The sequence below is a fragment of the Acetobacteraceae bacterium genome, from assembly GCA_039613835.1.
In the GTDB taxonomy this organism is placed as follows: Bacteria; Pseudomonadota; Alphaproteobacteria; order Acetobacterales; family Acetobacteraceae; genus Sorlinia.
This window is the reverse complement of sequence record CP154827.1, coordinates 1,362,172-1,376,393: the sequence shown is the minus strand read 5'-3', so window position 1 is coordinate 1,376,393 and position 14,222 is coordinate 1,362,172. Positions and strand designations below refer to the sequence as shown.

Below are 14,222 nucleotides of genomic sequence, written 5' to 3'. Positions count from 1 at the left end.
ACCATGTCGCGACCCAACTCCTCCCCCTTCTTCAGACGGCGAACCCGACGATATCTGATGGGGGTTGCGGGTGTGGCGGCGTTACTCGCCGCTAGTGGCTGTGGGCGTGACCCGACTCTCTACACCATCGTCGCTGTGCCGGGGCCGGTCACAACCGTCCCCGCCTCCCGCATGGCAGGTTTCGGGCCGAAAGTTGTTGAGGTGCGAACGCCGGTCGTCTCGACCATGCTGGACCGTGATGAGATTGTGCGGCAAAGTCGGGATTATAAGCTGAAGCTTGCAAAAGGGGATGCCTGGGCGCAGCCCTTGGGCGAGACGATCGGTCAGGCCCTGACGCTGGATATCGCGCAGCGTCTGCCGGGGATCACTGTTTTTGCGCAGAACGACGCTGTTGACACGCACCCTCAAGCCTATGTCGAATTAACCGTGACGGCGTTCAACCGAAATCAGCAGGGTGAGGCGGTGATTCAGGGGAGTTTGGCTGCACATCCGGCGGAGGAGGGGCCTGGCCCCGTTCAGACAACGCCATTTCATGAGACGATGAAGCTGCCTTCAAACGGGTCAGCGCAACTTGTTTATGCGTTGAGCCAGCTTTTATCTCACATTGCCGATAAGGCGGTCGCACAGATCCGGGCCTGCCCCGTTCCGAGAACCGACTGAGTGGCGCGCGCGATTGGACGCGCAAGCCGAGCGTGATGACCCCCGCCGGATGGCGAGGGTCATCCCTTATATCAACTTAAAGCTTCTCGACCTGATTATATTCGAGATCAACCGGTGTGGAACGTCCGAAGATGAGAACGCTGACTTTGAGTCGCGCACGCTCCTCATCCACTCCCTCAATGACACCATTGAAAGAGGTGAAGGGACCGTCAGCGACGCGGATCTGCTCACCCACTTCAAAGCGCATGGCGGAGCGGGGACGCTCCAGCCCTTCCTGCACCTGTTTAATGATGTGCTCGGCCTCGGCATCCGTCATGGGTGACGGTTTGGTGCGTGACCCCAGAAAGCCCGTGACCTTGGGCGTGTCCTTTACAAGGTGCCACGCATCGTCGGAGAGCTCCATTTTGACGAGCACATAACCGGGGAAGAATTTCCGCTCCGCATTAACCTTACGGCCGCGACGCACTTCCATCACGTCTTCAGAGGGGACGAGCACTTCCTCAAACTGGTCAGCAAGCCCCTTCTGGACGGCTTGTTCCTTGATGTGGGACGCGACTTTTTTCTCAAAGCCGGAATAAACGTGCACAACATACCAGCGCTTAGCCATGGCCCTAACTTAGCCTCCAAAGACCAAAATTTCGCGCACGCCCAAACCAATCAGCTGGTCGACAACGAAGAAGAATATAGACGTCAACGCGGCCATCGCCAGAACAGCGATTGAGGTGATGACCGTGACGCGGCGCGTGGGCCAGGTGATCTTGCCCCCTTCCGCACGGACGTCCTTGAGAAATTGCATCAGCTTGAAGCGCGCAGCCGGTTTGGCCGCCGACTTTCCCTCCTCGCGACCGGATGCGGCAGCAGGCTTGCTTTTATTTTTCTGCGACGTCTTAGCGCCGCGTTGGGGAGTTGAGACTGACACCGTCATCCTCTGCTGCGAAACTTTTGATTATGGCTGTATGGCAGATCGCGCCACAAACGCCAAGCAAGAAACTGTGCCTGGCAGGGGCGGAGGGTCTCGAACCCGCAACCTCCGGTTTTGGAGACCGGCGCTCTAGCCAATTGAGCTACACCCCTAAAGGATCACATTCCATCCTCAAAGCCGCATTGTAAGATGCAGCCTGATGACAGGAAGTCCTCGGAGCGGTAATGCGTTTACGGGCGGGATAAGTCAAGAGGGTTTTATCGCGATTATGCCCTCACAAGCCCTTGCATCAACGCGATGGGAGCGGTATGGGAGGCCGAGGAAGCGACTTTCGGCGCGGGCGTAGCATAGTGGTAATGCAGTAGCCTTCCAAGCTTCTGAGGGGGGTTCGATTCCCTTCGCCCGCTCCATATTTCCCAGAAAGATTTATGAGGTAACGTCGGACGCCGTGAGGGTTCTGGGCGTGGGATTTAGCCTCATGAGGTTGTTGCCCGCGTTTCGGAATATTTCACCAAACAGACGCTCATTTGGCGCAGCTTGACCGTCGAGCTGAGAGGAAGATGATCCGCACCCGTCGGGCAGCGCGAATCCTTGGAGAGGTTCAGACCGCCGCCGGGGAGCGGCGCATTCGTGAAGTGAGGTAGACAGGGTGCTTTTCGCACAATCCGTGACGATTGAACTTGTAACCTCGGTTGACTCATTACTCAAAATCTTCGTTCGATAAGGACATTGTGCCGCATGAGGGACCACACTTCACCGAGAGAACACAAAGTGAGATTCGGACTTCAGCTCCGCCTCTTTTTTGCCTGTCGCAGCCGTAATCTGCCTACGACAAAATAATTGAGCCTTTGATTGCGAAAGACGTAGGATCGAGAAATTAAGATTGTGGATTTCTGAAAAATAATTTGACAAATTGCGAGTGCTAGAAATCTTGACCGTAGAATCGTTAATGGAGTGGAGACGTGGCGAGAAGAAGAAAGAATGATCTCTCTCCGGAAGCGATTGTTTTGATCGTAGTTGCGATAATTTTGGGTGCCATATGGGCATGCCTTGTCTGGGTTTACGAGACAGTTATGACATTTATAGAGTCTTTAGGTTTAGACCGCACGATGTCTATAAGTCTCCTTGTCTCCGGAATAGCGATATCAGGAATTTTTTGCGAACTTGCGCGATCCAGAGCACGGAACAGAGAGAAAAATAGAGTTTCCCAGATCACGCGTGCCGGGCTTGAGGAGATTAAGAGCCAAGCGAAAAACCTTCAAGTCCGCAAAATGCAAACCTGTCACAAAGACTCCTACGGATCGCTCGTAACGAAAGCCTGGGAAAAGGAGAAAGAATATTCGTCTCCACCAGAATAGTTGCAATACTCGCAGATAGATTGGAAAAAGATAGGGTGATGGCGCTTGAGCAATGCATAAAATTTGTTGAGACGGTAGCATCGTCGACTGAGATGGAACTGTTGATGGAGAGCCCAAAAAGCTCTCCTTTAATCTTTTCTCCTCAAATGACGCCTCCAGACTACGAACGTTTCTGTGCCCTTCAATTGAGGAAAGCAGGTTGGGATGCTCGAGTAACCCAAGCATCGAATGATCAGGGGTGTGACGTGATTGCCGTCAAAAGCGGCCGTAAGCTTGTTGTTCAGTGTAAGTTTTATTCGTCATCGGTCGGCAACAGTGCCGTTCAGGAGATCTCCGCTTCTCGACTTCATGAGCGAGCGGACTTCGCAGCCGTCGTTTCCAACGCTGCGTTCACCAAGCCTGCTTTAAGGCTTGCGAACACAAATAATGTCATGCTTATGCATCACGATCAGCTGTCACATGTGGATCGGCAGATCATAGCTCTGACGGTGCTAACGAGTTCGACATAATGAATATTCAGTACGCTCGAATGGAGGGAGGAGGGAAGCGTGTCCCTTCCGAGGCCTTTTATACGATTATTTATACATACAAGAGCATCGTTGCACGGGCCATCTTTGCAAATGGAGGCTTGCCGAAAGGCACCGGTATTCTTCGCCGGCCAACGGTCGACGCGCTTTCGCGATGAAATGAACCTCGATATTTGTAATTATAGCCCTATAATAACTCCGCCATCCAGTAAGATCGTCGCCAAAATTTTTCGTAACTTTTCGAAGGAATATATTGTTTTTCAACCGGCAGAATCAAACTCTGTCCTTCTCGAATCAGAGTGATTCGTTACGAATCCGTTCTATTTCGAAATAAGGTTTGCTTCGGAGCGAATTAGAAGGCCAATTTTAATGCCTTACCAAACATTGTATTTGCCTCTCCGGGCCCTCAATCGCGGAACCGTCATTAAAAATGGCTTAGCTTGACCACGCATCATATTGACGCCTGAAAGATATAAAATCCACCTCAATCGCGTTTTTGCGCCACTCCAAGTCGGCTAACTTCCATGGAAAGTAAGCCCGATTGTCAATCCTGATCTCGACCCACTCCCAACCAAAATCGCGCCGGCGCACGATACAATGTTCGCGCCAATCCTATGCTTCAGCGTAATTGCCCCTTAACGAATGATTTGAGTCGGATAAGGTGAATCGACAGTCGTCGGGCATCATTTACTTTGCGACGCGAACTTAATGAATTCTGAAGCGTAAGGGTCCACAGCGCGTGCAACGAGATTGCACGCTCTTTTGTCTGGATCGACGACGTCGTCAGGCACGTTGGGAAGAGGCCGATGGGACTTTCGGTATTTAAAAACGACTTTTTTGTCAAGTCTGGCAAACAATTTGAATATGCAATCGCCATCCCCGCATGTAACGAAGAAACTTATATAGAACAATGTCTAAAAGCCTGATCATTTTTCATGAGTTCCTTCAGCATGCACGGGACTATTGTCCTTCTAATCAATAACTCTCATGATAATACATTGAATTTGGCCAAGGATTGGGCAAATTCTTCCGAAACGCCTGTTCTAATCGTTGATGTCAAATTTCCCCCGGCGCTCTCCCATGCGGGTAAGGCGCGGCAGACGGCTCTCGGTGTCGCAAGTAAATGTGTTTCCAGGCAGGGATATCTGCTCACGACAGATGCTGACTTTCACCCCTACCCCGATTGGGTTGAAAATTCTATCAGCCCGATGGAAGCGGGAAGAGCGGATATGGTGTGCGGCCAGATCTTCCTGGATCCGGAAGCGGCAGAGCGCCTCCCGGACCTCATCCTTAAACGCGGCGATATTGAGGAAGAATATCGCACCATCTCTAGAGAGATCAATCAACTTATCAACCCGGACCCCGTCAATTCCTAGCCTTTCCATGGCCAGACCAGTGGCGCTTCCATCGCCGTAACGGTTCGGGCCTACCGCGCGGTCGGTGGACTTCCCGCCGTGCCTGTCGGTGAGGACAGGGCGCTTGCCAGAGCTTTTGAAGCTCATGATCTGGCAATTCTATATTCTGACGATGTTAAAGTCTGGACATCGTCACGGTTGGGCGGGCGGGCGAAAGGCGGGATGGCGGACACAATTGCCGCACGTGTAGCCGGGCGCAAACACATCTGTGATGAGTCGATGGAGCTGGCCGAAGCCATTTTATCACGTGTGTCATGGCGTGCCAAATTTCGGCACGCCTACGCCGCCCCCCGAAATCTCAACGCAATCTATGCTGAGGCCGGGATTGATGTTGCGGCAAATATCCCGGATTTCAGGACGTTCGGTGCGTTATGGTCTTACGTGGAGAATAACAGCCCTCTCCTTGCCAAAAGGCGATTATCCTGGGAAGAAATGTACCTCGAACTCCTCAAATTGAAGAAAATCCGGGAGGATGTCAGGGCGATGGTCCGGCCGCGTTCAAAACGTATGCAGATGAGTCGGGCACAGTAATGGACGCTGCCCAACTTCAATCCGGCATAAACGACCGATTTGAGGCGGCGATGCTCGCGATTGCCGCGCGCGCTGACGCAGCGGAGCGAGATCCGCAAGGCTTGGAATCCGAAGTTGCGTTGCTGGCGAAAGTCGGCATCCTGACCGCTTGCCTACCTGCAAATTATGGTGGTAAGGGCCTCGCCACGTCGCCCGAAGCGTCGGTGACTCTATTCGATGTGCTCAGGCGAATCGGCCAGGCCAATCTCTCCCTCGGTCGGCTCTTTGAAGGCCATGTCAATGCGGTCAAACTCGTTTCACTTTATGGCGGGGCGACAGCTCTTGACGAAATGTCCCGCGTTGTTTCTAAAGGGGGACTTCTCGGCGTTTGGGGTGCGAACGGCCGAAAACCCCTTCGCTACATGGCGGCGCGCGGGACATATCGCCTTTCCGGTGAAAAAATCTTCGCTTCCAGCTTGGGCCTGATGCGTCTGGCGGTCGTCACAATGCACGCCTCTGAAACGCCCGACACGCGACCGCAACTCGCCTTGATTGAGGTGACGGAAAAACGCAGGCAGGATGCCTCCCATTGGGACGCGACCGGCATGAAGGCCACCATGTCGGGTCGGTTTGATTTTTCAGATATGTGCGTCAGCGATGCGCATTGCCTCGGTGAACCTGGAATCTATGAGGGTGAGCCACATTTTGAGGGGGCGTCTGGCGCTATTGCGCGGTGCATCTTGGCGTGGTTGAAGCATTGCTGTGCCATAGGCGAGACATGCTTCTTTCCCGTGGGCGCTTCGATGATTCTTTTCAGCTGAGCCGCTATGCGCGTGCCGTGAGCCTGGCCCGCGCCATGGCGAGCCTCTTGAGAGAGACCGCATCGAAACTCCCCCCTGACTCCGTGACAGATGCCCCTCTTATCGAAAAATTCGTGATGGCTGCGCTCCTTGCACGCCAGTTTTCCGAGGAAGTCTGCCTGGAAGTTCTCGCTTTGACGGAGAAGTCACTCGGCACCTCAGCATTCTGGCCTGGCCCTCTGGAACGTATCCGGCGGGATCTTTCGCTCTATGTCCGCCAAGCTGTCCCGGATGAGAAGCTGGAACGGGCGGGCCGCGTCCTGGCAAAAATGGAAGGTGCGCCCTCATGGTGACGGCTTTTGCGCAAGGCACTTTATTGAAGGCTGCCGCTGAGGCGCTTTGGGCCACAATTGATGCGCTGACCGCGGGCAAGGCGGTGACGGTTCTGGCGCCGCACCCTGATGATGAGAGTTTGGGATGCGGTGGCGCCCTGGCAGCGGCGGTTGAATCCGGGCAGGATGTCACGGTCGTCGCGCTGACGGATGGCAGCGGCTCCCATCCCAAATCGAAAGAATTTCCGCCGGAAAATTGGCTGCCTTGCGTGAGGCGGAATTGAAGGCGGCGGTCACGTGCCTGACGTCCGGCAAAGCCCGCGTGTTTTTTCTACGCTACCCGGATCAGGATGTGCCGGAGACGGCGCACGGGCGTCAGGAGATCATTGCACGCCTCGCACAGATCGTTGTGTCCGGTCATATCGGCACGATCTGGACGACATGGAAGGGGGATCCGCACCCGGATCACAAAGCGGCAAATGACATCGCGCGGATGTTGGTCAGGCAGTGTCCCGACCTTCATCTATGGTCCTTTCCGGTCTGGGGGCGATTTGTGTCGATCGCGCCGACCTCATGGCGCGGGATGGTCCGGTTCGACACAACGACATATCGTCAGAGGAAAGCACCCGCCATCGCGGCGCATCAATCTCAAATGACGCACCTTATCACGGATGATCCTGATGGATTTGTCATGGATCGGGAGATGCAATTGCATTTTCTGGAAAGTCCGGAATATTTTTTGCGAGAAACTGGGGATGAGTCACCGAGCACAGCAATTTAACGATATTTACGCGGTGAATATTGATCCCTGGGGCTTTCGCACGACGACTTATGAGAGAGACAAGTATCAGGCGACGCTGGCAGTCCTCCCGAGGCCGGTTTATCAACTCGGCATTGAGGCTGGATGTTCCATCGGGGAGTTGACCCGCTTATTGGCGCCTCGATGTCAGGAACTGATCGGGATTGACGTCTCAGACGTTGCCTTACGGGAGGCGTCCCGGCGGAATGCTGAATTCAAGCATGTTCACTTCGTTAAAGGTGAACTCCCCGCCGCATGGCCGGAGGTCAGGCCGGACCTTATTATATTATCGGAAGTATTGTATTTCCTAAGCGAGAGCGAAATCAGGATGCTCGCCCGTCGCATTGCCTTGAGATGGCAGCGAAAGTCTCACTGTGTGCTCGTGAATTACCTTGGAGATACGCGCCAGCCCCTTCAGGGGCCTGAGGCGGCCTATATTTTCATGCGTGCGCTTGCCTGACGCGGATCACATTTTGCAATCTGTGCGTGACGGATTTCAGATTGACCTGATCCAGGCGCATTAATTGATATGTCGAATCTTCGGCAATCCCCATCCGAGCGTCAGGCGACGCGTTCGTCATTCGCGCATGATCGACCAGACTATGAGAGGTCACATCATGCTGGGATTAAAACTGTCGCATCCCGGGATGAAAATCGGTGGGTTAACCCTCCGCGCATCGGACCGACGCGCCCGCTTGTCCGGATTTCCGTTCAGATAGGCGCTGCGATAGGCGTTAAGCGCTGCTCTGCACCGATTTTGCGCCGTGCGGCGTTGAAAATCCTGCGACATCAGGTTGGACCAGAAATTATTGAGTTGCGCAGTGTAATCTTCCGGTGAAAGCGTGCCGGCATCAACGGCTTTGGCCCTCTCCATACGGAAATTATCGTAAGCATAAAGATAAGTGAGCCAGGAGTCCGAAAAGGCCGCCGGGCCCTGCGTAAAGACCACATCATGCAGACATTGCGCGCCCGCGACAGTGCGGCCTTTCATCACCGGGAATTTCGCGGCACAGGCCGTTGATGACGCGTTGAAAGCGTCCTCCGCCGGGTTATCACACCCGGAGAGTGCGGCTGTGCCGACCAATGTGATCAAAAACCGGGAAACGTATCTCATATGTTTTCCGCCATAAGGGCGATGAAGACGAGCAGGCGGGGAGGTCAGACCATTTTCCCTAATTCGGTTCGCGGGCGACCTGGAGGCAAATCGGCAGGGAATCCACGGCTAAAAGACGTTAGGGATTTCGAAAGATCATATGGTGCTAGAAATAAATTATTAGCAATATGGAAATTTGAGACGTTGGATTTCCAAGTCATCACCAGATACCAAAATTTTCGATAAAGCGCTTGACTCACCGGATTTTTGAAAAGATATTCAGAATATAGATATTAATATGAGAATGTTCAAACAATAACCAACGTCTTTTAAATACAAACTTCGAAGAAAAGGAACAATGAGATCTTTACAAATGTCTAGCGAGTCGCTGAGCCAGATTTCACTTGGTTCAAAGGAAGAAGTTTCATGGCTAAATCTTTGCTGCGCTTACTTTCATTCGTCTCTAAAAATACCGTTCAGAGGCTACCGCCAATCATTTTGCTAATCGCCGTCAATGGCGGTCCGTCTTATGACCTTTATAACGGGCGTTGTTCGGCAAGCTCCGTGCTGGCGGTTGAAATCACGCTTCCACAGCAGCTCTTAAGCAATCATACGACGGAATTAAGGGATGTTTGGTCGGACATAACGTCGCGAATCACAGACACCGCGGAACGACCCTCCCTCCCATCTTAAGGCTCAGCAATGTTTGTCAGGTCAGGAAGCCTGGGGCTTTGCCAAAGTTGTAAAAACCCGTCGTCACGATACAGATGAATCGTCTTATCAAACACATCCGATACTCAAATGCCGTTACGCGCCGACGACGAAGACGGACCTCCTCCTAATTTAACGAGGCGCAATATGATGGATGTGTGGGCCTCACTCTTGAGGGGTGGCGGTCCAGCATCATGACGAAGCTTCCCTTCGACACTCGCCGGGAATTCAAGGCTTTCCACTACAATAATCCGATCATGTCAGCCATTACTGGGAAAAACGACCCCACCGCACGCCCGGGCGCGCCACAAGGCCGACCGCGCCGCATCGCTGCCGCATAAACACGTGAACTGTGGTTTTGAAACATTTAATATCAAACAACGCATGAGGCGTGCGCTCTGTCGGTTGCGTTCCTCCGATACCCTATGCTAGACGCCCCGTGACGAAGGACGTTTTGACGTCGCGGTACGTTGATTTTGGTTTCACGGGACGCGTCAGGCGGGCCTTTTACCGGGGCGGGCGTTATGACGTGTCGGGTGTGCCTGTTACATACTTGTTATTGGGACTGTCGAACGTGGCAAAACTCGAGACATCTTCTGAAATGCCTTCTGAGGCCGGTGTATCGAGCTCTCTTGCGCGCCGTTATGCGCGCGGTTTCTGCAAATATGTTGAGGACAATGCCGACGCGTCAGACGCCTTTGCACAGATGACGCGCCTGGCCAAGGCCATCCGTCAAAGCACCGCGTTGCAGCAATTTCTTCGGGATAAAAGAATCCAGATGACGGATTCGGTCAAGGCGGTTGAGGCACTTGCTCGTTCGCTGGAACTCGGGGACGCTGTCCGCCGGCTTGTCGGTGTTGTCGCGCAAAACCGACGTCTACCCGCCCTCGCCGATATCCTCTTCGCAATTGAGGCGCTTGATCGCGCACGCCGTGGCGAAGTCACGGTGGAGGTGCGGACGGCCTCAAAACTGACCGACGCGCAGCGCGACGCCTTGAGCGCGCGCCTGGCCGAAGCGGGGTATGGACGCCTCGCAATGGTCGAACATGTTGACCCCGCCCTTATTGGCGGCCTGGTCGTCAAAATCGGTCCAAAACTTTTTGACTCATCCATAAGCGGGCGTCTCGCCCGCCTCCAGTTTGCCATGAAGGGAGCCGCGTGATGGATATCCGTCCCGCAGAGATTTCGGACATCCTCAAGCAGCAGATCGCCGCATTTGATGACGGTGCCAAAATATCCGTGACGGGCACTGTCCTCTCGATCGGTGACGGGATTGCCCGCGTCTTCGGGTTGGATAATGTCATGGCTGGGGAGATGGTGCATTTCCCGTCAACCGGCGATACAGGCATCGCGCTCAATCTTGAGCAGGATAATGTCGGTGTCGTTGTTTTCGGCGATGGTGACGGCATTCGGGAAGGCGACACCGTCACACGCGGAAATGCCGTTGTGGAAGTGCCGGTGGGGAAGGGCCTGCTGGGCCGCGTCGTGGATGCGCTGGGCAACCCGATTGACGGCAAGGGGCCGATCAAAGACGCTGAAATGCGCCGCGCGGAAGTCAAGGCGCCTGGCATTATGCCGCGTCAATCTGTCTGTGAGCCCGTCCAGACCGGGATCAAAGCCATTGATGCGCTGGTGCCGATCGGGCGTGGCCAGCGTGAGCTGGTGATTGGTGACCGCCAGACCGGCAAAACAGCCATCCTCGTCGACACAATCGTCGCGCAAAAGCCGGTCAATGCCGCGGGCGATGAAAAAGAGAAACTTTACTGCATCTATGTGGCGATCGGGCAGAAACGCTCGACTGTGGCCAATCTCGTCCGCACACTGACGGAAGAAGGCGCGATGGAATATTCCATTGTCGTGGCCGCGACCGCCTCCGACTCGGCGCCGATGCAATATCTCGCCCCTTATGCTGCCTGCGCCATGGGCGAGTATTTCCGTGATAACGGCATGCACGCGCTGATCTGCTATGATGACCTGTCGAAACAGGCCGTGGCATATCGCCAGATGTCGCTCCTTCTGCGCCGTCCGCCGGGGCGTGAGGCTTTCCCGGGTGATGTGTTCTATCTGCATTCCCGCCTGCTGGAGCGTGCAGCGAAAATGTCGGATGCAAGCGGTGGTGGTTCGTTGACCGCCCTGCCCGTGATCGAGACTCAGGCGGGTGACGTCGCGGCCTACATCCCGACAAACGTGATTTCAATCACGGATGGGCAGATCTTCCTGGAGACGGACCTTTTTTATAAGGGTATCCGCCCGGCGGTGAATGTGGGTGGTTCCGTCTCCCGTGTCGGGTCCGCGGCTCAGATCAAGGCAATGAAGCAGGTTGCGGGCAAGATCAAACTCGACCTGGCGCAATATCGTGAGATGGCGGCGTTCTCCCAATTCGCCTCGGATCTTGACCCCGCGACGCGCAAACAGCTTGAGCGTGGCGCACGCCTGACCGAGCTGCTGAAACAACCGCAAATCTCGCCTTTGCCGGTCGAGGATCAGGTTGTTGTCCTTTATGCCGGGACACGTGGCTATGTGGATGTCGTCCCTGTCGATAAAGTGGTCGAATATGAAAAGGCCCTTCTGGCAGAAGTGCGCGGCCCGGGGCGTGCCATTCTGGATGCAATCCGCGCCGACAAACAACTGAAGCCGGAAGTGGAGGAAAAGCTCAAGGCCTTGCTGGAAACTTTCAATAAGCGCTTTGCCGCGTAAGGACGGGTCATGACCTCGCTGAAGGAACTGCGCGCCCGCATCACGGGCGTCAAATCACAGCGCAAAATTACGAGCGCCATGAAAATGGTCGCCGCCTCGAAGCTGCGTCGCTTTCAAACGCGTGCGGAGGCGTCACGTCCTTATGCGGAAGCGATGCGTCACATGATGGCTGAGCTGGTTGCCGCGACGCCCGCCAGTGAGACGGCCCCCATCCTGATGCGTGGGGGGCAGGGCAAGGAGCACCTTGTCATCATGTTGACAAGTGACCTTGGCCTTGCCGGGGGTTTCAATGCGCAGATTGGTCGCGCTGTCCGAAGCCTCGCGGGTCAGATTTCCCAAAATGGTGAAACTTTGATGTTGCTACCTCTTGGACGCAAGGGCGGCGATATTGCGCAGCGCGCTTTTCCGTCAGAGATCGTGGAGAAGCTGCCCGGCACAGGCGGGAAGGAAGTGCCGTTTGATGTCGCATCCCAATTGAGTGACCGCATTATTTCCATGCTGGAGAAGGGCGAAATCGATAAGGTTTCGGTGGTCTATAACCGCTTCGTCAATGCCATGACGCAAACGCCGGTTACGCTTCCCCTGGTCCCGCTTGCTGTCGATGAAGAAGCGCCCGAGGCTAAAAAGGATGCGCCCTCGGAGGCGGATCAGCCCCTTTATAGTTTTGAACCGGATGAGGAAAGTCTGCTTGAGCAGATCCTGCCGAGAAACCTCAAAGTGCAGCTTTATGCCGCCCTGCTTGAGAGTGCAGCGGGTGAGCAAGGGGCCCGCATGGCGGCGATGGATAATGCGACCCGCAATGCGGGCAAGGCGATTGACCGGCTTTCCCAACATTATAACCGTACCCGCCAAGCCAATATCACCCGTGAACTTATCGAGATTATCTCCGGCGCTGAAGCCGTCTGAGACTTTTACGCAGGAGCCTGTAAGCGATGTCAGATAACACCTCCACCGCCCCCGCATCGAACAGCAATGTCGTTGGCCGTGTGACGCAGATCCGTGGACCGGTTGTTGACGTGCAGTTTGACGGCCCCCTTCCGAGCATTCTGAATGCGCTGCATATTGAGCTCGAGGGCCACCGCCTCGTCCTCGAAGTCGCGCAGGAAATTGGTGAGCGTGAAGTGCGTTGTATCGCGATGGATACGACGGATGGGCTTGTGCGCGGCACGGAAGTCAAAGATACGGGTGAGCAGATCAAAGTCCCGGTCGGCCCGACAACGCTCGGGCGCATCATGAATGTCGTCGGTGAGCCGATTGATGAGCGCGGCCCCATCAAGACCGACAAGCAATATACGATCCACCGCAAAGCCCCGAGTTTTGAGGAGCAGGCTGCAGCCTCTGAAATTCTCGTGACCGGCATTAAAGTCGTCGATCTTCTCTGCCCTTATCTTAAAGGCGGTAAAATCGGCCTGTTTGGCGGTGCGGGCGTTGGTAAGACGGTCATCATCCAGGAGCTGATCAATAATATCGCCAAGGCCCATGGCGGCGTTTCCGTCTTTGCCGGGGTCGGTGAGCGCACGCGTGAAGGCAACGACCTGTATTTTGAAATGCAGGATGCCGGAGTCATTAAACTCGGGGAAAATGGCAGCACTGAGGGCTCAAAAGTGGCGCTCGTCTATGGCCAGATGAACGAGCCGCCCGGTGCCCGCGTGCGTGTCGCCCTTTCCGGACTGACACAGGCAGAATATTTCCGCGATGAGGAGGGGCAGGATGTTCTTTTCTTCGTCGATAATATTTTCCGCTTCACCCAGGCCGGTTCGGAAGTCTCGGCTTTGTTGGGGCGCATCCCCTCGGCCGTGGGCTATCAGCCGACCCTCGCGACGGAAATGGGTGCTCTGCAGGAGCGCATCACATCCACCAAAAAAGGCTCCATCACTTCCGTGCAGGCTGTCTATGTCCCGGCCGATGACTTGACCGATCCGGCCCCTGCCGCGACCTTCGCCCATTTGGACGCCACGACGGTGCTCAATCGCGCGATTGCGGAAATGGGTATTTACCCCGCCGTGGATCCGCTCGATTCAACCTCCCGCTCGCTCGACCCGAAAATTGTTGGTGAAGAGCATTATCAGGTCGCGCGCGATGTACAGCTTATCCTCCAAACCTATAAGGGTTTGCAGGACATTATTGCCATTCTCGGCATGGATGAGCTCTCAGAGGAAGATAAGCAGACGGTCGCGCGCGCACGTCGCATTCAGCGCTTCCTTTCCCAGCCCTTCCATGTGGCTGAAGTCTTTACCGGCGCGCCAGGCAAGCTCGTCTCTCTCGAAGACACGGTGCGCAGCTTTAAAGCCATCGTGGCGAGCGAGTATGATCACCTGCCGGAAGGCGCTTTCTATATGGTCGGTTCGATCGATGAAGCCGTCGCGAAGGCTGAGAAAATGAAAGAATCCGCCTGATC

General features: G+C 54.9%; 14 protein-coding genes, 2 tRNA genes and 1 pseudogene. 13 read left to right on the top strand and 4 right to left on the bottom strand.

Annotated features, from left to right (window positions below; translation table 11 throughout):
* The first annotated feature begins 3 nt into the window (after nt 1-3).
* Nucleotides 4-660 carry a PqiC family protein gene (locus tag AAYR33_07555; protein ID XAO70885.1) on the top strand — a complete coding sequence of 219 codons (657 nt, stop codon included), beginning with the start codon at nt 4-6 and terminating at the stop codon, nt 658-660.
* Nucleotides 661-736: 76 nt separating this feature from the next.
* Here the strand turns inward: AAYR33_07555 and nusG are convergent, their stop codons facing one another.
* The 3 genes from nusG to AAYR33_07540 form a co-directional block, all read right to left on the bottom strand.
* Nucleotides 737-1,267 (bottom strand): transcription termination/antitermination protein NusG, encoded by a 531-nt coding sequence (gene nusG, locus AAYR33_07550; protein XAO70884.1) that lies wholly within the window; start codon nt 1,265-1,267, stop codon nt 737-739.
* 9 nt (nt 1,268-1,276) lie between these two features.
* On the bottom strand, nt 1,277-1,585 hold the full coding sequence (gene secE, locus AAYR33_07545) for a preprotein translocase subunit SecE (protein XAO70883.1): 309 nt from the start codon (nt 1,583-1,585) through the stop codon (nt 1,277-1,279).
* A gap of 72 nt (nt 1,586-1,657) precedes the next feature.
* Nucleotides 1,658-1,734: transfer RNA gene (locus AAYR33_07540), tRNA-Trp, on the bottom strand.
* 184 nt (nt 1,735-1,918) lie between these two features.
* Between AAYR33_07540 and AAYR33_07535 the strand changes: the two genes are divergently transcribed.
* The 8 genes and pseudogenes from AAYR33_07535 to AAYR33_07500 all read left to right on the top strand — a co-directional run bounded on the left by AAYR33_07535 (nt 1,919) and on the right by AAYR33_07500 (nt 7,783).
* Nucleotides 1,919-1,992, top strand: a tRNA-Gly gene (locus AAYR33_07535).
* 986 nt (nt 1,993-2,978) lie between these two features.
* Nucleotides 2,979-3,449 carry a restriction endonuclease gene (locus AAYR33_07530; protein ID XAO72431.1) on the top strand — a complete coding sequence of 157 codons (471 nt, stop codon included), beginning with the start codon at nt 2,979-2,981 and terminating at the stop codon, nt 3,447-3,449.
* Nucleotides 3,450-4,402: 953 nt separating this feature from the next.
* On the top strand, nt 4,403-4,843 hold the full coding sequence (locus tag AAYR33_07525) for a glycosyltransferase (protein XAO70882.1): 441 nt from the start codon (nt 4,403-4,405) through the stop codon (nt 4,841-4,843).
* Nucleotides 4,844-4,921: 78 nt separating this feature from the next.
* Nucleotides 4,922-5,413, top strand: coding sequence for a hypothetical protein (locus AAYR33_07520; protein ID XAO70881.1), 492 nt, complete (start codon nt 4,922-4,924; stop codon nt 5,411-5,413).
* Complete coding sequence (locus AAYR33_07515; protein XAO70880.1) at nt 5,413-6,213, top strand: hypothetical protein; 801 nt, start codon at nt 5,413-5,415, stop codon at nt 6,211-6,213. Before AAYR33_07520 ends, AAYR33_07515 begins: the two co-directional genes overlap by 1 nt.
* Nucleotides 6,214-6,230: 17 nt before the next feature.
* Nucleotides 6,231-6,545: a hypothetical protein gene (locus AAYR33_07510; protein ID XAO70879.1), complete on the top strand. Its 315-nt coding sequence runs from the start codon at nt 6,231-6,233 to the stop codon at nt 6,543-6,545.
* Nucleotides 6,539-7,305, top strand: a pseudogene (locus tag AAYR33_07505) (PIG-L family deacetylase). Before AAYR33_07510 ends, AAYR33_07505 begins: the two are co-directional and overlap by 7 nt.
* Nucleotides 7,280-7,783, top strand: coding sequence for an SAM-dependent methyltransferase (locus AAYR33_07500; GenBank protein ID XAO70878.1), 504 nt, complete (start codon nt 7,280-7,282; stop codon nt 7,781-7,783). Before AAYR33_07505 ends, AAYR33_07500 begins: the two are co-directional and overlap by 26 nt.
* Before the next feature lie 150 nt (nt 7,784-7,933).
* On the opposite strand, the gene AAYR33_07495 is transcribed toward AAYR33_07500, so the two are convergent.
* Nucleotides 7,934-8,437, bottom strand: coding sequence for a hypothetical protein (locus AAYR33_07495; GenBank protein ID XAO70877.1), 504 nt, complete (start codon nt 8,435-8,437; stop codon nt 7,934-7,936).
* 1,264 nt (nt 8,438-9,701) lie between these two features.
* Here AAYR33_07495 and atpH point away from each other — a divergent pair.
* Genes atpH through atpD form a run of 4 tightly spaced genes read left to right on the top strand, consistent with a single transcriptional unit; the run spans nt 9,702 to nt 14,220 of the window.
* Nucleotides 9,702-10,289, top strand: a complete 588-nt coding sequence (gene atpH, locus AAYR33_07490; GenBank protein XAO70876.1) for an ATP synthase F1 subunit delta — start codon at nt 9,702-9,704, stop codon at nt 10,287-10,289.
* A complete protein-coding gene (gene atpA, locus AAYR33_07485) occupies nt 10,289-11,824 on the top strand; it encodes a F0F1 ATP synthase subunit alpha (protein XAO70875.1) in 1,536 nt (511 codons plus the stop codon). The genes atpH and atpA overlap by 1 nt, the downstream gene beginning before the upstream one ends.
* A gap of 9 nt (nt 11,825-11,833) precedes the next feature.
* Nucleotides 11,834-12,730 (top strand): F0F1 ATP synthase subunit gamma, encoded by an 897-nt coding sequence (locus tag AAYR33_07480; GenBank protein XAO70874.1) that lies wholly within the window; start codon nt 11,834-11,836, stop codon nt 12,728-12,730.
* 26 nt (nt 12,731-12,756) lie between these two features.
* The gene (atpD, locus tag AAYR33_07475) at nt 12,757-14,220 is read left to right on the top strand and encodes a F0F1 ATP synthase subunit beta (protein ID XAO70873.1); all 1,464 of its coding nucleotides are present in this window, start codon (nt 12,757-12,759) and stop codon (nt 14,218-14,220) included.
* Nucleotides 14,221-14,222: the final 2 nt, after the last annotated feature.

Coding starts and splice junctions, on each gene's coding strand:
- AAYR33_07525 (XAO70882.1), top strand. CDS start 4,403: ATGAGTTCCTTCAGCATGCACGGGACTATTGTCCTTCTAATCAATAAC.
- AAYR33_07530 (XAO72431.1), top strand. CDS start 2,979: ATGGCGCTTGAGCAATGCATAAAATTTGTTGAGACGGTAGCATCGTCG.
- AAYR33_07480 (XAO70874.1), top strand. CDS start 11,834: ATGACCTCGCTGAAGGAACTGCGCGCCCGCATCACGGGCGTCAAATCA.
- secE (XAO70883.1), bottom strand. CDS start 1,585: ATGACGGTGTCAGTCTCAACTCCCCAACGCGGCGCTAAGACGTCGCAG.
- AAYR33_07500 (XAO70878.1), top strand. CDS start 7,280: ATGAGTCACCGAGCACAGCAATTTAACGATATTTACGCGGTGAATATT.
- AAYR33_07495 (XAO70877.1), bottom strand. CDS start 8,437: ATGAGATACGTTTCCCGGTTTTTGATCACATTGGTCGGCACAGCCGCA.
- AAYR33_07515 (XAO70880.1), top strand. CDS start 5,413: ATGGACGCTGCCCAACTTCAATCCGGCATAAACGACCGATTTGAGGCG.
- atpA (XAO70875.1), top strand. CDS start 10,289: ATGGATATCCGTCCCGCAGAGATTTCGGACATCCTCAAGCAGCAGATC.
- nusG (XAO70884.1), bottom strand. CDS start 1,267: ATGGCTAAGCGCTGGTATGTTGTGCACGTTTATTCCGGCTTTGAGAAA.
- atpD (XAO70873.1), top strand. CDS start 12,757: ATGTCAGATAACACCTCCACCGCCCCCGCATCGAACAGCAATGTCGTT.
- AAYR33_07555 (XAO70885.1), top strand. CDS start 4: ATGTCGCGACCCAACTCCTCCCCCTTCTTCAGACGGCGAACCCGACGA.